A 17,559-nucleotide genomic window follows, 5' to 3' on the forward strand; every position below is an offset into this window, starting at 1 on the left:
AACGTTTCCTAAACCTTTATTTGGAATAAGTGTAGAATCCCTTGCCACTCTTTTGACCGCACTCTCCTGCGTCGACCATCTTCTTCAACAGCGGACAACAACGGAACTTCGGATCTTGATATTCTTCGTAAAGCACTTTAAGCGAGTCCAAAACGGTATCGAGACCGATCAAATCAGCTGTTTCCAAGGGGCCCATTTTGTGACTGAAACATTTTTTAAAGATATCATCCACCTGCTTCGGAGTGGCCACTCCATCCATCACAACCCAAGCGGCTTCGTTCATAAACAGGTGCGAGATGCGGTTGGAGACAAAGCCGGTTTGGTCGTTTACAATGATGGCCTCTTTGTCCAGTTGGGCGAGAAACGCCTCTGCCTTCGCCACCGTATCCTCAGAAGTGATGTGACCGCGTATCACTTCAACCGACGGCTTCATATACACAGGATTCATAAAATGCATGCCGATTACTTTGTCGGGACGTTTCGTCGCACTTCCTACCTTGGTGATCGAGATACAGGATGTGTTCACACCAAACACGGTCTCCTCTTTGCAAACCTCATCTAAACGAAGATAGATCGGCTCCTTGATCAGCCAGTTCTCCGGCACATTCTCCACGATATAGTCACAATCGGCCAAATCCTCGAGGTGGGTGGTTTTGTGGAGAAGGGCCTGCACTTTTTCCATCGACATCTTTGGATATTTTTTGTTGAGCAACGGAGCAAAGCGCACTGTTTGCAAAATCTCCGCTTCCGCCTTCTGCAATTGTTCCTCCGTTACGTCCACCAACACCGTTTCCAAACCGTGCAACACCAGATCGACCGCCATGCCGGTTCCCATCGTGCCTGCTCCGACAATCCCGATTTTTTGAAACATTCCTGACCGCTCCTCCCTAAAGATTATCCATGTTCCCGTAACACTTTGTGGTTGAGTATTTCACATAAAAAGCGCTCACGTTCTTCCGCCCGGATTCGCTTTGCTTCCAGTGCTGTTTGCACCATCTGAATCGCCGCCCGCACATCACTGAATTTCGGCAAGGTTTCAGAAGCGATCCATTCTTCACAGCGGTTCTGAATTTGACGAAATGGAATCACAACGCGTCTCTCGTAATCAATCGGATCCGTGTTGTGGTTCTTGGTGCCGGCGACCACCGTCAGACAGCGGGAAATAATCTCCCCATACTCTGACTCTTGGACAATCAGGGCCTGCTTTGTCTTGCGGATATCCTTTTCCTTTTCGTAGGTGCAAACTGACAAATTCGGATCTATGGCATGCATCAGGTACTTCAATACATCTTTCGGCCCGACTTCCACCGCAGTCGTCATCCCTTCACGAATTAGATATCGAAGTGAATCGAGCCAGCGTACCGGCCGTACCAATTGCCAATAAAGATTGTCCAACACGCTTTTCGCATCATCGTAAAGAAGCCCGTTTTGATTGGCGACCACCGGCACCGCGGGTGGTTGCATCTTCACATCCAGCAACCGTTTCCGGTATCGGTCCGCAGCTGGCTGCATCAGCGGCGAATGAAACGGGCCGCTCATCTGGAGCGGAATGGCGATGCCGCCGTGCTCCACCACCTTCTCACCGGCCAGGCGAATCGCGGCCTTCGATCCGGAGATCGAGGTTTTTTGCGGGGTGTCATAGGCGGAGACGTACACCTTTTCGCCGGTTGCCATCACTTCCATACAAATCTGCTCCACGACTTCCGGCGCAAGGTTGGTCACCCATGCCATCGTACCGTCAATGGACGATGCATGTTCGCTGACAATCACACCTCGCTCATGCACGAGCTTCAACACATCTGCCAGCCCGATCGCACCGGCGGCACAAAGAGCCGAGTACTCGCCGAGTGAGTAGCCCAGCATCGCATCAGGCTGTAATCCGATCTCCTGCTCAAACACCCGAAAAGCCGCCACACTGACGGTCACCAATGCCGTCTGTGAATTTTCCAGTTTATCAAGATCTGCCTTGCGCGACTTGTTCATGCATAGTGCGGCCATATCCGTACCCAGTGTATCGCTTGCTTCTTCAAAGGTTTCACGGGCAATTGAAAAGTGATCGTAAAAATACTTGCCCATCCCCGGATAGTGGGATCCCACCCCGGGAAACATGAACACCAGGCTCGACATCTTCTCCCCCCTGTTTCTCAGCCCAATCCTTTTTCAAACTCCTCCAACAAAGCCCGTCCCCTCTCCGTTTTTCGAAGGTGGATCAAGTCCATATCATAGCGGAGATCCGAAACATGATCCCACCCGAGCTCCAACGCCCGCTCCATATGCTTCAAGGACGATTCCGTTTCCCCGGCCAACGAATAGCCGCAAGCGAGAAGAAAATGATGCCAATTCTTTAAATCGCCATAAGCACAGGCCCGATCCAGAAAACGTTTTGCTTCCGCCAAATCTTTGAAATAACGCAAACGGTGATAAGCGGTGAACACGAGATTATCCAGTTCGTTGTATAAAAACATATAAGCTTTGTACAGGCGGCGGTTTGTAAATCCAACTTTCTCCGCCAGCTTAATCGACGGCAAGCGAAAATCCTCTGTTTTCCAATGGGGAGTCCGGTTTTGGTGCAGACACTCGTCAAGGAAGGAACGGGCGGCCAACTGCGCATAGCCCTTCCCTCTGTGGGTACGGCTGTACGTGTTAATCCCGATCTCGACATCCGTCTCGTTCCCAAAAGCGGTCAGGCAACTGCATACAACCTCATCACCTACCAACACAGCATAGCCAAACCCATTTTCGATAAAGATCTCCGGCGATATCCAAAAGTCAGCAATATGGTCACGCACCTCTGCGAAGGAATCTTCCGCCAACATTTCCCGTGTGATGCGTTCCACACGGACATCCGCCGGCACCGATACCGGCGGCAGTTTGCGATACCTCTTCGGATCAAAAGTAAAGGTCACCCGATCATAGGGTTTCGGAATAAACTCTTGCAGTCCCCGCTCGACAATTGGCCGCCATTTGACCTCAGGCATCAACTCGACTTGAAAGAACGGATCGGCGATGCGTTCCGCCTCCGGTGCGATCACTTCACGGATCCAGGCAGGTAGAGCGAAGACAAAAGTTTCCTTCGGCTCCCCCATCAGATAAAAGATCTCCTGCTCTGCCCAAACCAATGCACAGGCAGGACGGTCCGGGGAATCCACAAAAATGCGGCCTTTGTTGTTACCGGCCAAAATCCCGTTCAAAACGGGCTGTCGACTGTGTTCATAAAACAGCGGACGAATTCGTTCCCACCCTTCCGTCAGTTGATGGATCATTTTGTAATCACACCTTCATCTCGGTAACCAGTGCGCAACGTATGTTGAGCAATGAGCGGCTGAAGAACTTGCGATGTGCCTTCGATGATCTCCAACACTTTAGCCTCACGGAAGAGGCGCTCGACCGGATATTTGCGGGAAAAACCGTTTGCTCCAAACACCTGTACTGCATCCGTGGCCACTTTCATCGCCATTTTGGAAGAGAAATACTTGGCCATCATGGTCTCCGCCATGGCTTCCGGGTGTTTGTCCCTGCGCTTGCGACCGGCAGTCAGACAAAGCGAGCGGGCTGCACGCAGATTGACGCTGGATTCGGCAATCATCCTCTGAACCCCGTCGTATTCACAGATATATTTGCCGCCCTGTTTGCGGGTTCGCGAGTAAGTCACCATCGCTTCCAGGGCCTCCTGTGCAATCGCCACCCCCGCCCACGCGATACTGTAACGCCCGTGATCCAAGGCAGTATTGACCACATAGGCAAACCCACCGCCAACCCGTCCGAGCACGTTTTCATCCGGCACCTCCACATCTTTCATATGGATTTCGGCCAGATGGGAGGAATTGCTCGCCAGCAGGCCACTCATCTTGGTGATGGACACACCCGGCATCGAAGGTTCAATCAGAAAGGCGGTCAGCTCGCTCCCCTTGGCGGCGATCACCAGAATCAAGTCAGCAATGTTGGCAAAAGAGATCCATTTTTTACGGCCATTGAGAATAAAGCGGTTCCCCTTCTGTTTATAAGAGGTGTGAACAGCTTTGGCATCCGAACCGACTTCCGGCTCAGTCAGTGCGAACGCCGCCAGTGTCTCACCGGTTGCCATTTTCGGCAACCAGCGCCGCTTCTGTTCCTCTGTTCCCCAACGCTTGATGGATTCCCCGACCAAAGAGACATGCACCGTGAGTAACTCCCGAACGGAGTTGCAGGCCTTGCCGATGATTTCGGTCAGATGTCCATAGTCCACGGGATCAAGGGCGAGCCCGCCGTATTCGGCGGGAAACGTCGCACCCCAAACACCTTGCTCCCCAAGGCGTTGCAGAAAGGAACGGGGAATTTCCTCTTTCACTTCAAACTCACCCGCTCTCGGTCTGAGCTCTGCCTCCGCAAATCTTTTCACCGTATCGAGTCTCTCCTGAAAGGCTTTCATGCGGTTGTATTCTCCTTTTTCTTTTTTTCAACGAGACGGACCATATTGTTGACGGTGGAAAAGTTCACGATGTCAAGATCATCGTTATCAACGGTTATATTGAACTCCGTTTCGATAAAAGTCAGCAGTTGCATGGCGAACAACGAGTTCACGAACCCTTTTTCAAAGATGTTGTCATCGTCAGTGAACTCGGTTCCCATCGCATCGAAGGTCACAAGGTTACTACGGATGTATTGACGGATTTTCCCGTGAACGGACATGAGTCTTTCCTCCTTTGGGCTCATGATCAACATGAATGCATCCATGTCCCTGCGATCTGCCGCACCCGTTTTGCATTGTGAGCCAGCGCCTCCCCTTGGAGCATGGTGAAGTGACTGCCGGCTCCAGGAGATTCCTCAAACGTCCCTTTTGTCAGTTCCGGCCATATTGGGCTACCTGGTGTCCCATCGAGCGATCGGATCAGGTGGATGTCTGCCTGAATAGGCCTCTGATAGTTCGTATTTGCATAGCTGTCCAAGTAGCGCTTCATCTCTTTCAGCACTTTTTGACGCAGGGACGGCTGCCGGACCCAGTCGGCCACGCCTTCCAGATGATGCTCTGCAAGACGAAGCAGTTGATTTTCATCCCACTCGCGATCGATTGTGCCTCCATCGGGTACCGAGTCCATCAAGATTAGGCCCGCCACTTTCAGGCCTGCCGCTTCAAGTGCGACAGCTGTCTCGTAGGCGAGGCTGCCACCCGCTGAATAGCCGAGGAGTGTGTAAGCACCTTCCGGTTGAACGCTGGTAATATAACGCACGTACTGAGCAATGCGGTCATCTTCCTGGATAAAATCAAACCCGTAAAGATGAATGTCCGTAAGATAAGCCGCCATCGCTTTGAAGGTATAAGCATCGCCGCCAAGGGGCGGAAAGGCGAAGAGTGTTCGACCCGCTTGCAACCTTTCACTCGTGCCGTTCAAACAGACCAGAGGTTGCCGCTTCTTTTCTCCAAACTCCAGTCGGGTTGCCAACCGGCGTATAGTCGGCTGTTCATACAGGTCCCGCAATGATATCTCCCAGCCCAGCCGTTCATAGACCAGTGCCGTCATCTTCACTGCACGGAGAGAGTGGCCACCGATCAGGAAGAAGTCATCTTCGACCCCGACCCGCTCCAAATGAAGCACTTCCTTCCAGATGGCCGCCAACTGTTCTTCCAAGGTGTTGGCCGGTGCTTCGTAAGAAGCCTTCCGGAGCGACGAAGGGTCCGGCTGGGGCAAAGCGCGACGGTCGACTTTGCCATTGACAGTCAACGGCATCCGCTCCAGCAGAATATAGTGAGTCGGAATCATATACCCGGGCAAATGTTCCGATACATATACCCGGAGTTCGGGGATTGACAATTCGGGAGACGCCACCAGATACGCGCACAGCTCCGCCATGCCGGATTGGTCCTCTGTCGCCAGCACCACCGCCTCCCGTACATTTTCATGCATTTGCAGGCAACGTTCGATCTCTCCCGGTTCAATCCGATGACCGCGAACTTTCACTTGATGGTCGATGCGGCCAAGATACTCCATTTCACCATTGGGTAGCAACCGCACCAAATCCCCTGACTTGTACAGCCGCTCTTTCGTACAGTATGGGTTTGCGATAAATCGTTCCGCTGTCAGTTTCGGAAGATTGATATAGCCTCTCGCCACTCCCGGACCGCCGATATACAGTTCACCACTTACTCCCGGGAGCACCGGTCGCATATGTTGATCAAACACATAACAAGTGTAATCAGGGTATGGATGACCGATTGAGCTGATGTTATGTTCGATCTCGTTCCAGTCGATTTCTTTGTCGGCTCCGACAATGGTCGTCTCCGTGATGCCGTAGGCATTGAAAAGACGGCAATCGGAGTAACGGGTTTTCCAGCTCCTGAGTAACGATGGTTTCAGCCTCTCGCCGCCGAAAATCATCACACGCACGTTCAGATCCGGAGCTCCCTTTTGTTCCCACTCTGACAATGCATAGAAAGCGGATGGGGTCTGACCGAGCACGGTGATTCCCTCTTCACGCACCAAGCGAAGGAAGCCCGGTGTATCACGGGTTATCTCTTTGGGCACAATGACCAGGGTACCGCCAGTCAGCAGGGCTCCATAGATCTCGAAAACGGAAAAGTCAAACCCAATGGAGTGAAACTGCGTCCAGATATCTCCGGGTCGGAAACCGAACTCTCCCGATAAACGGTCCATCACAGAAAGCAAATTCCGGTGTTCAATCATAACGCCTTTAGGATGCCCGGTGGTTCCTGAAGTGTAAATGACATAACAGAGGTGGTCTTCCCGCACATCCACCTCCGGAGCTTCATCGGCAGGAACCACTTTCTCGATAAACAGCTTTTCCCCAGAAAAAGAAACATGTTCTGCCAAGGACTCCTGCATCACCAACCAACCGGCCCCACTGTCTCGGAGCGTAAATTCGATCCGCTCCTGTGGATAGTCCGGATCAATCGGAACGTATGCTCCACCCGCTTTCAATACCCCGAGCATAGCGGCAATCATCTCCACAGAGCGATCCATGACCACTGCCACCCTCTGATCAGCCGCAACGCCTTTAGCCCGCAGCTCATGAGCCAATCCATTTGCCAAACGATCCAGTTCCCGATAGGTCAGGCTCACTTCACCGCATTTCACGGCCACCCGGTCCGGCGTGCTCCATAGCTGGGCTTCAAATCGCCGATGGATTGTCGTTACCGCCGGTTCCGTCTCCCCGAAGTCCCAGTCAAAATCAGCCTCTGTTTCCTCCGGTTCCTTAAGCTGCATCCCTGTCATCAGGAACTTCTCTTCTTCCGGTGTCAGCAACTGAATGTCAGCCAGCCGCACATGTGGATCACGAGTCACTTCCTCCAGCAACCGCAGGAAACGGCTTCCCAAGCTGTCCACAGTCGCTTCCTCAAACAGAGCCGTTGCATACTCGAAACCGAACATCAGCTTGTCATCCTGCTCTTCCACCGTCAGTGACAGATCGAATTTACTTGTCGTATGTTCGAATTTCACCGACGAGATCGTCAAACCGTCCAGCACTTCTCCGACCTCTGGCATATCCAGGTTTTGCAACACGAACAGGACATCAAACAGGGCTTGGCGGCTCATGTCGCGGTTGAGTGGCAAGCGACTCACCAACAGATCAAAAGGATAATCTTGATGTTCTTGTGCCGCCAGCACTCCCTCCTTGACCTCTTGCAAGAAATGAGAGAAAGGCTTCTCTCCTTTTGGACGTTGACGGATCGCCAGCGTATTGACAAACATCCCAAGAATCGGAGCCAGATCCCCGTGAGCACGACCGGCTACAGGCGATCCGATTACCATATCCTCCTGCCCGCTGTGCTTGTGCAGCAGGGCATAAAAGGCAGCAAGCAATACCATATACAGCGTGGTGCCAGTCTCCTGCGCCAGTTGCTTCACCTTTGCGGTCAATTCCGTGTCGGCCTCGCATTCCCACCAGCGGCCCTCAAAAGATTTGGTTGCGGGGCGGGGATGGTCGGTGGCCAGTTCCAGCACGGGAACACCCTCCGCAAACTGGTCCAACCAAAACTGTTCCTGCTCGACCATCCCCTGCGTTGTGAGTTGTTCCTGTTGCCAGACCGCATAGTCTTTGTACTGCAAACGAAGGGGAGGCAATTTTTTTCCGGCATACAACGCCGCAAAGTCGCGGATCAGAATGTTCATCGACAAGCCGTCCGATATAATGTGGTGCATATCCAGCAACAGCAAGTGACGCTCATCGTCCAGTGGCATCAATCCCGCCCGGAACAGGGGGGCTTGCGACAGATCGAAGGAGCGCACCCAGCCCTTCACAGCTTCGTTTACTTCCTGTGCCGGAATTTCCTCCAAAGAAAATTGGATCTCCTCGGAGATGATCTGTACAGGCTCTCCTTCTCTCCAAACGAGAGAGGTCCGCAAGCTCTCATGCCGCTCGATTAATCCGCGAAATGCCGTTTCCACCCGCTCCCGGTTCAGAGGACCCTCCAGCAGATAGACAGCAGGCATGTTATAGGACGTGTCTGCCCCTTCCAGCTCATGCAGCAGAAGCAACCGCTTCTGTGCTGACGATACCGGATATGTTTCCGCCTTTGGCGCTTGGCCGATGCTTGCAAACCGATGCGGTTCCGCCCGGCGAATGTACTGGGCGATCCCTCGTACCGTCGGGGTCAGAAACAGTTGACGTAGCGGCACTTTCACGTCAAACCGTTCATGTATCTGAGCGATCAACATCGTTGCCTTCAACGAGTGTCCGCCGATGGCAAAGAAGTCATCCTCAACCCCCATTCGTTCCAGATCAAGCGCATCCTGCCAAAGCTTGACCAACTCTTTTTCCAGATGATCAGCCGGAGCGACAAAGAAAGTTTCCAGCCGCTTGGACGGATCCGGTTTTGGCAACGCACGGCGATCCACTTTTCCATTTGGGGTCAATGGGATTTTTTCCAACTGAACAAAATAGGCCGGAATCATATACATCGGCAACCGTTGCGCCAGATATTCACGCCACTCGGACAGAGAAACCTGACTCTCCATTACTACATAAGCACACAGTTCCATTTCCCCGCTGTCATTGACAAAGGGCTGGACAATCGCTTCCAACGCCTGGTCATGGGCTTGTAAATGATGCTCGATTTCGCTGATTTCAATGCGATATCCCCGGATCTTCACCTGCTGATCCACCCGACCCAAATATTCCAAATCCCCATTTTGCCGAACCCGCACCAAGTCGCCGGTTCTGTACACTCTTTCAGCGGGGTTGTACGGATGAGGAATAAAGCGTTCCGCCGTCAATTCCGGCCGATTGACATAACCTCTGGCCACCGCACGACCGCCTATGTACAATTCGCCAGGCGTACCTGGGGGGACGAGGCGCTTATTCTCATCCAACACATAACAGGTGTAGGGAGGGAACGGTTGACCGATCGCCGATTCATTGTTCTCGATCTCGCGACTGCCTATGTTCTTGTAAGTGCCGACAATGGTCGTTTCCGTGATTCCATACATATTGATCAGGCGGCAGTCCGCATATCTTTTTTTCCAAACCGCCAGCGAAGAACTCTTCAAGGCTTCTCCGCCCAGCAGAACGGTATGAACGCACAGGGTCGGATCACCGCATGCCTCCAGGCTGGAAAGCGCATAAAAGGCAGAAGGAGTCTGGGAGAGTACCGTCACCCTTTCGGAGCGCAACAGTTCGAGAAATGCAGAGGTGTCTCGTGCGGTGTCCCGATGGACAACCACAAGTTTTCCCCCTGTCAGCAAACACCCGAAGATTTCCCAAACTGAGAAGTCAAATCCGACGGAATGGAAAGCCGTCCATACGTCCCCTGGACCAAAACGGAAATCCTCCTTCGGCAGACTGAGAATCACTTCCAGAAGATGACGGTGTTCCACCGCCACCCCTTTGGGTTGTCCTGTGGTTCCCGATGTATAGATCACATAAGCGAGATGATGGGGTTCGGATACAGGCGGTTGCGTCTCTGCTTCTCCTGCGGCACGTACCGCTTCCTCCACAAACACCACTTGGCCGTCATATTCCAATGCCCCCTGCATTTCCTGATACAACTCCTGTTGGATCACAAGACATTTGGCTTCACTGTCTTTCAGGATATACCCAATGCGCTCGGGGGGATATTCCGGATCAACTGGTACATATGCGGCGCCCGCTTTCAATACGCCCAGCAAGGCTGCCACCAAATCCGTCGACCGCTTTGTCATCACACCGACAGTTTGATCCGGTTGTACACCTTTTTGTCTCAGCACCGTCGCCACTTTGTTCGCTTTAGCATTCAGTTGGGCATAAGTGAGTTGTTCCGAACCGCAGACCAAAGCTTTTGCATCCGGCTGCTTTCGAACCATCTCTTCAAATTTGGCATGAACGGTCATTCCCTCCGATTCGCGGGAGGGGTGTGGAGCAAAACTCGGAGCGAGGATCGCCCGCTTCTCTTCTTCCGCCAGGATCTCCAGGTCTTGCAGAGGAACATCGCGATTTTGCGTCACCTGCTCAAGCAACCGGAGCAATCGACGCGACCACTTTTCCATCGTCTCCCGATCAAACAACGCTGTCGCATATTCAAAAGTGAAGGCGAATCCATCAGGGCGCTCTTCTGCTGCCAGCGTCAGATCAAACTTGCTCGTTCGTGTGTCAGCCGGTTGCGGATGGATTGTGATTCCCTCTCCCTGCAGCTCAGGCTCCTCCATATTTTGCAGGACGAACATCACATCAAACAGTGCACTGCGGCTCATATCACGAGGCAGATCCAACTCTTCCACCAATTGATCAAATGGGTAAATTTGATGCTCAAACGCCGCCAGTGTCCACTCTTTCACATCCTGCAAATAGGCAGCAAATGTCTGTTCCGGTTCCATGTGATAACGTAAGGCAAGTGTGTTAACAAACATGCCGATCAGTGGAAAGAGATCCGCATGGGGACGGCCGGCAACCGGCGATCCGACAACAACTTCTCTCTGTCCTCCATGCTTGTACAAGAGAACCGTAAAAGCTCCCATGAGCACCATAAATGGGGTCGTATCCGTCTCCAGAGCCAACTGTTTGACCCTTTCCGAAAGGCTCGCATCAGCCCGGAACTCAAGCAGTCCGCCTGCAAAGCTTTTCACCGGCGGACGCGGCCGATCATAAGGCAACTCCAAAACGGGGACGCCCTTTGCAAACTGCTCTTTCCAGAACTTCTCATGGCGACGTATCGCCTCCGAATTGAGCAGTTTCTGCTCCCAGACAGCGTAGTCCCTATACTGCAATCGCATCTCTGGCAAGGATTCACCGGAATAAAGCTTCACCAGGTCGCTTACCAGAGTGGCCATCGATACACCATCCGTAATGATATGATGCATGTCAACAACCATCAGGTGCCGATCCGCATCCAGCTTCTGCAGGCCCGCCCGCACCAGCGGGGCCTGTGACAGATCAAAAGGCCTCATCCAAGATTCCAGCGATCCCTGCATCTGTTCCAGTTCAAAGGGCACTTCCTCCAGCACCCGCTGCATCACCTGATCCCCTTGCCATTCGAACTGCGTGCGCAGAATTTCATGGCGTTTGATCAATGCCCGAAATGCCGACTCGATTCGCGTGGTGTCAACCGGCCCCTCCAGGATGAAACAACTCGGGAGGTGATAGGTCAGTTGCACCCCGTCCATGTCCTGTAACAGAATCATGCGCTTCTGTGAGGAAGACACCGGGTAGAGCTCCGCCTTGGGTGCAGGAGAAATCTCCTCTGACATCCTTTTGTCCGCGTGACGGATCACCTTGGCCAAGGCGCGAATCGTCGGTGTTTGAAAAAATTGGCGCAACGGCACCTGCACACCCAACCGTTTGGAAATTTCAGCCGTGAGTACCGCTGCATTTAACGAGTGCCCGCCAAGAGTGAAAAAATCGTCCTCTACACCAATACGCTCCGCACGCAACACCTCTTGCCACAACGCGACAAGCTCTTCTTCCACCTGATCCGCAGGCGGTATATAGGCTGTTCCGGACTGCATATTGACATCCGGTTTCGGCAACGCGCGATGGTCCATTTTTCCGTTTGGAGTAAGCGGGATCTTCTCCAATCTCACAAAAGCGGACGGAATCATGTAGGAAGGCAGCTCATGTGCCAGATGTCCCCTCAGATCAGCGAGATTCACTTCCTCATCGGCCACCACATAGGCACACAATTCCTGCACACCCATATCATCGGCAATCGCCACCACCGCCGCCTCCTGCACCTGCTCATGTTGCATCAGGAGGACCTCAATCTCACTGGTCTCGATCCGATAGCCGCGGATCTTGACCTGTTGGTCGATACGCCCGCAGTACTCCAGTTCTCCATCCGGTTGAAGGCGAACCAAGTCACCGGACTTGTACAGCCTCTCTCCCGGAAAATCGGGATGTTCCACAAAACGTTCCTCAGTCAGCTCCGGACGGTTTAAATATCCCCGTGCAATCCCGGCTCCGCCAATATACAGTTCCCCCGGCACCCCCTTGGGCACCGGTCGTCCCCACTCATCACAAACAATGCACTTATAAGTAGGAAGCGGCGTTCCTATGTTGCTCAGGTTGTTGCGGATCTCTCTTTCCCCGATTTCCTTGAACGTCACATAAACGGTGGTCTCCGTGATCCCGTACATGTTAATCAGACGCACTTGCGGAAAACGTTTTTTCCAGCCTTTCAACAGTCCCGGTTTCAATGCTTCCCCGGCGAATATCACAAAACGCAGGGAGAAATCAAGATGGCTTCTCTCCACCGCCTGTTCGAAGGAATAAAACGCCGACGGCGTCTGGTTCAATACAGTCACCCGCTCACGGGACACCAGTTCGGCAAATGCCTGAGGGTCGCGGGCCACATCCTTCGGAACAATCACCAGCGAACCACCGTGCAACAAAGCGCTGTACATCTCCCAGACTGACACATCAAAGCAGAAGGAGTGGAACATCATCCACACATCCGCTTCCGTAAATTTAAACTTTCCAGGGGTTTGAACCAACAATTGAACCACATGGCGATGTTCGATCATCACACCTTTGGGTCGTCCCGTCGTTCCCGAGGTGTACGTCACGTAAGCCAGGTTCTCAGGCCGAACCTTTGTCGGAGCGGGAATAATTCCTTCCGACGGCTCCTTCCCCGCAAACAATTCTTCCGCATAAAACACCTCACCAGGGAAGTCCACTTTTTGCCCATGCAGCCGCTGTGTCACCAACCACTTCGTTTGACTGTCCTCAAGCATAAACGAAACACGTTCTTCCGGGTAATCCGGATCGATGGGCAAATAAGCGCCACCCGCTTTCAGAACGCCGAGCAAAACAGCGATCATCTCCACGGATCGCTCCATCATCACGGCCACCAAGCATTCCGCTCCAACCCCGCTCATCCGCAAAACATGGGCCACTCGGTCCGCTTTGGCATTCAACTCCCGATAGGTCAGGCGTTCGTCTCCGCAGACCACGGCTTCCGCATCAGGAAAACGGCGCACCTGCTCTTGGAATAATTCATGCAAAGTGGCATTTTCCGGCCACTGGACATCCTTCACGCGCGCCCGTTCGGTCTGCAGCAGTTGCTTTTTCTCAGCTTCGGACATGAGTGCCAAATCCGCAATCTTCGCGTGCGGATTTGTCGTCGCGCTTCTCAACAACTCCTGGAAATGCTGGATGAACAGTTCCATGGACGACTGCAAAAACAGATCCCTGCGGTAGTCCAGACAGCCGTGCAACTCCCCGTTACGCTCTGTCAACTCCATCGAAAGATCAAACTTGGAGACACCGTGATCAAATTCATAGGGGGTAAATGGAATCCCCTCTACCGCCGGATCCAAAGCTTCCATGTTCTGCATCACAAACATCGTATCAAACACCGGATTACGGCTGAGATCCCGCTCTATATTTAGCTTCTCCACCAAAAGATCGAAGGGGAAATCTTGATTCTCATACGCCTCCAATGCGGTCTTTTTCACTTGACGCAAAAATTGGGTAAATGTCTGCTCAGGCTCGACACGGTTACGCATGACCAGCGTGTTGACAAACATTCCAATGACGGATTCCACATCTGCATGGGAACGACCTGTGATCGGTGATCCGACCACCACGTCCCGTTCACGTGTGTACGCTGCGATCAGCACCGAGTAGAGTGCGAGCAACACCATGTACGGAGTGCTTCCCGTCTTTACAGCCAGACGATTGATCCCGACTGTCACATCCGCCGGTACCGTGAAGGTCAAACGCCGTCCGGCAAAGGTTTGTTTTGCCGGACGCGGAAAGTCAGTCGGAAAATTCAAGCCCGGCGGGATCCCCTGCAAAGCTTGAAGCCAATAGCTCTCCTGTTCGCACATCGCCTCCGTCTGAAGCTGTTTTTCTTGCCACACGGCGTACTCTTTGTACTGCCAGGGAAGCAAAGGCAGTGACTCTTCCCTATATAACGCCATGCACTCACGGTTGAGAATCTCCAGGGACACACCATCGGCGATGATATGATGTAAATCAGCCAGGAACAAGTACCGTTCCTCTCCCATTCGCATCAAGGCAAACCGGGCCAAAGGCCCTTGATCCAAAACAAACGGCCGGACAAAATCCGCCACTGCCGCTTGGATGCGCTCCTGTTCCGTATCACCGGTGAAATCACTGATATCCATCCGCTGCAGGCGGATCTCCACTTGATTCTCAATCCGCTGTTTCGGCTCACCATCAATTAGGTGAAAGGTTGTTCGAAGTGCCTCATGTCTTGCCGCCAGTTGTTGCAACGCTGTTTCCAACCGATCGGCGTCGACGGCGAAACGAATAACCATCGCGCTTGGAATGTTATAGCCCGTATCCGCCCCCGAGAACTGCTGCAACAGATAAATCCGTTTCTGTTGCGAAGTTACCGGATAGTACTCCCTCACGCCCACAGGCTCAAGTCCTTGAAAGGGCCGCATGGACTTTTCCTCCAGAACGGCAGCCAGTTCCCGAATGGTCGGATATTGGAAGATCAAACTGACCGGTACCTCCAACCCGTACTCCTTTTTCAACAGCGACACACTGGCCAAAGCTTGCAAGGATTGGCCGCCGAGCTCGAAAAAATGGTCCAAGGCTCCGACGCGTTCCTTGCCAAGCACCTGTTTCCAAAGACGAGCCAGCCGGGTCTCCATCTCACCGGCCGGTTCCACATAGGCGGAAACTGCTTCCGCCGCAGATGTCGTCCACACGGTCTTCTCCCCGTCTCCTCCCCGGAGAGACGAAATAAATTCCAAAAACCTCCCGGCCAACTGTTCTTCCGCATCCGCTGCCAGTTTGATCCGCTCGACGGTTTTCCCCAGCGTTTCGGCAGTGACAACTCCGGTCAAATGCATCTTTATCAATGTGCCGCGGATCACGCCCCAATTTGCCGCCGACTTTTTCATGGACTCCGAAACATCTTGAAAGCCGGGATGAACGTGTTTACCCAGAAAGGAGAGCATCTGCGCAAACTTGACCCGTCCATCAGCCACATGTCCAAGCTCTGAAAATAACGGTACTTCCGTAAAATGAGGGAAGCCCTCCGTCTCCCGTCGCATATCGAAAGAAGTCGCCAGTTGCTCGGCAAAGAGACGCATCTGTGAGAAGATCTGCCTGTCCACCAGCAACTTTTCCACCCATCCATACAGATCACTCACCACTTGCTTCCAGTCAGTCACTTCTTCCTTCACAAGCTCCAGCGTACTCGCCGTCAAATATCCTTTGTGAAAGAGATCCAGCGGAAGCTTTTCCCCTTTGACCATAAAATAGGGATCGGTTGCAAAGAGACAATTCTGTTCCGGATCGTATCCAGTCACCACAAATGAATGAATAATATCCTTTTTTTGGTAATTCTCGTCCCAAGGGACCCAGAAAGAATTCATGGTCGCTACGGCGGGATAGCCGGAGAACAACTGGTTCAAAATGATGGATAATCCTTCATCGGATGTATCTGTCTGATGGGTGTTACTTTTCATCCCGTGGTATTTTTCGAGATCGATGAAAAAACCGTTCGGATCAATCCTTATACGATCACCCAACCGCCCGCCTCCGTCTGGAGAAAAGCGGAAATCCCACATCCTCGCATACATCAATTCATGCTTTCGATCGAGGTAATTGGCCAGTGTGGCGATCACATCATCGATGCAATTATGTTCAAAATGCTTGCAAGGTTCCATGTCATACAGTAAGTAAGAATACTTTTGTCCCATTTATTCACCCCCGTGAACTCGTCGGAAATCAAAATGAAGCGCAACCCGCTGTACGACACCCCTGACGGATCACTTTGTCATTGTCCCGGTGGGTTGTTATGGGGTGTGCAATCCTTACTCAGCAAGAGTCATCCCGATCCCTTTCTTTACAGCTTGGGTATAATAGTAAGCTACGATGGCAATATCAAAGGAGGCCATCCCTATCGGATTGAAAAATAAGGTTTGATCAGGAGGAATTTTTTTGAACAGATCTCCGCGCACAACATCGGTGATTGCAAAAGTCTCTTCCTTTTGTAACCCCCGTTCTCGGTGCATCCTTTCGACATCCGGCTTACAGCAAGGAGGTCAGGATCGCCTTTTGAATATGCAGTCGGTTTTCCGACTCTTCGTAGATCAGCGATTGTTTGCTGTCGATCACGTCGGCTGTGGCTTCATCACCCCGGATGATCGGGAGACAGTTCATAAAGTAAGCTCCTTCGTTGGCCAGTTTGAAACGTTCTTTCGTCACACACCATTCATCACGGATATCCAACTTGAGACGATTTTCTTCTTCGACCGGCAGGGTCAGGCTGCCCCACGTTTTCGCATAGACCACGTCGGCACCTTCCAAAGCCTCCTCCAAGTCATGACAGTATTCGATGGTGCCGCCTGAACTCTTGACCGCTTGGCTTGCAAAAGACGTATATTCTTCATCCAGCTCAAATCCCTTCGGATGAGCGATGCGAAGATTCATGCCGAGTTGAGCCGCCGCCGTCAGCAGGGAGTGGGTAACACCCGGTGATTTTTTGCGTTCCGCATATCCCCAAGTGAAGACGATTTTTTTCTCTTTGTAGGATTCGCCGTAAACTTCTTTCAAGGTCATCAGATCAGCCAAAACCTGACAGGGATGATCTTTATCATCCAATGCATTGATCACCGGACAATCCGCATACTCGGCCAATTTCTCCAAAGTTCGCCGGCCCATGCCGTAGTCTCTCATGTCATACCAGCGCACGATAATCGCGTCAAGATAGCGGCTCATTACCGAAGCCGTGTCGCGGATGCTCTCCTTATTTGCCAGTTGCAAAGAGGTGTTGCTGAAATATTCCGCATGAGCACCCAGTTGGCGGGCGGCCACTTGAAAGGAGATGCGAGTGCGGGTGGACGGTACACTGAACAAAAGACCCAGCGTTTTTTTGCTGAGATACTCTTTGTGATCGAGTCCTCTCTTCATCTCCAGCCCCAGCTCCAGCAAGGTTTCCAATTCTTCTTTTTTAAAATCCTTCAAACTCAGAAAATCCCGATTTCTCAAATTCACCAATCAGCACTCCTTTATTGGGTCAAGATAAGCATGTTAAGGAACAAGATCGTGTCTACCACGTTACACCCGGAGGGCACCAGTTGCGCCTGGCCCCTTTCGCTCCCGGTCTCCCTATGACAGTACACGACTCCCTTTTCTACGTCCATTTTTTGGTTATTAAATAGTCTTTTTTAC

8 protein-coding genes are annotated in these 17,559 nt (G+C 52.3%); all 8 read right to left on the minus strand.

Annotation, left to right across the window (positions count from 1 at the left end; translation table 11 throughout):
• Positions 1 to 16: 16 nt before the first annotated feature.
• The 8 genes from IEV46_RS03920 to argF all read right to left on the minus strand — a co-directional run bounded on the left by IEV46_RS03920 (position 17) and on the right by argF (position 17,382).
• Positions 17 to 871, minus strand: coding sequence for a 3-hydroxyacyl-CoA dehydrogenase family protein (locus IEV46_RS03920; protein ID WP_188430104.1), 855 nt, complete (start codon positions 869 to 871; stop codon positions 17 to 19).
• 23 nt (positions 872 to 894) lie between these two features.
• Positions 895 to 2,127 carry an ACP S-malonyltransferase gene (locus IEV46_RS03925; protein ID WP_188430106.1) on the minus strand — a complete coding sequence of 411 codons (1,233 nt, stop codon included), beginning with the start codon at positions 2,125 to 2,127 and terminating at the stop codon, positions 895 to 897.
• A gap of 17 nt (positions 2,128 to 2,144) precedes the next feature.
• Positions 2,145 to 3,263 carry a GNAT family N-acetyltransferase gene (locus tag IEV46_RS03930; RefSeq protein WP_188430107.1) on the minus strand — a complete coding sequence of 373 codons (1,119 nt, stop codon included), beginning with the start codon at positions 3,261 to 3,263 and terminating at the stop codon, positions 2,145 to 2,147.
• Positions 3,260 to 4,408 carry an acyl-CoA dehydrogenase family protein gene (locus IEV46_RS03935; protein WP_188430109.1) on the minus strand — a complete coding sequence of 383 codons (1,149 nt, stop codon included), beginning with the start codon at positions 4,406 to 4,408 and terminating at the stop codon, positions 3,260 to 3,262. Before IEV46_RS03935 ends, IEV46_RS03930 begins: the two co-directional genes overlap by 4 nt.
• Entirely contained in the window at positions 4,405 to 4,668 is a 264-nt protein-coding gene (locus IEV46_RS03940; RefSeq protein WP_188430112.1) for an acyl carrier protein, read from the minus strand. The genes IEV46_RS03935 and IEV46_RS03940 overlap by 4 nt, the downstream gene beginning before the upstream one ends.
• Before the next feature lie 26 nt (positions 4,669 to 4,694).
• Positions 4,695 to 16,085, minus strand: coding sequence for a non-ribosomal peptide synthetase (locus IEV46_RS03945; RefSeq protein ID WP_188430114.1), 11,391 nt, complete (start codon positions 16,083 to 16,085; stop codon positions 4,695 to 4,697).
• Positions 16,086 to 16,199: 114 nt separating this feature from the next.
• Positions 16,200 to 16,400 (minus strand): hypothetical protein, encoded by a 201-nt coding sequence (locus IEV46_RS03950; RefSeq protein WP_188430116.1) that lies wholly within the window; start codon positions 16,398 to 16,400, stop codon positions 16,200 to 16,202.
• A 16-nt stretch (positions 16,401 to 16,416) separates the two neighbouring features.
• On the minus strand, positions 16,417 to 17,382 hold the full coding sequence (gene argF / locus IEV46_RS03955; RefSeq protein WP_188430118.1) for an ornithine carbamoyltransferase: 966 nt from the start codon (positions 17,380 to 17,382) through the stop codon (positions 16,417 to 16,419).
• Positions 17,383 to 17,559 lie beyond the last annotated feature (177 nt).

The organism is Kroppenstedtia guangzhouensis (assembly GCF_014637345.1).
GTDB lineage: Bacteria > Bacillota > Bacilli > Thermoactinomycetales > DSM-45169 > Kroppenstedtia > Kroppenstedtia guangzhouensis.

What these genes read in the sequence shown, in the direction of transcription:
- IEV46_RS03920 (WP_188430104.1), bottom strand. Translation starts at nt 871, where the DNA reads ATGTTTCAAAAAATCGGGATTGTCGGAGCAGGCACGATGGGAACCGGC.
- IEV46_RS03925 (WP_188430106.1), bottom strand. Translation starts at nt 2,127, where the DNA reads ATGTCGAGCCTGGTGTTCATGTTTCCCGGGGTGGGATCCCACTATCCG.
- IEV46_RS03930 (WP_188430107.1), bottom strand. Translation starts at nt 3,263, where the DNA reads ATGATCCATCAACTGACGGAAGGGTGGGAACGAATTCGTCCGCTGTTT.
- IEV46_RS03935 (WP_188430109.1), bottom strand. Translation starts at nt 4,408, where the DNA reads ATGAAAGCCTTTCAGGAGAGACTCGATACGGTGAAAAGATTTGCGGAG.
- IEV46_RS03940 (WP_188430112.1), bottom strand. Translation starts at nt 4,668, where the DNA reads ATGTCCGTTCACGGGAAAATCCGTCAATACATCCGTAGTAACCTTGTG.
- IEV46_RS03945 (WP_188430114.1), bottom strand. Translation starts at nt 16,085, where the DNA reads ATGGGACAAAAGTATTCTTACTTACTGTATGACATGGAACCTTGCAAG.
- IEV46_RS03950 (WP_188430116.1), bottom strand. Translation starts at nt 16,400, where the DNA reads ATGCACCGAGAACGGGGGTTACAAAAGGAAGAGACTTTTGCAATCACC.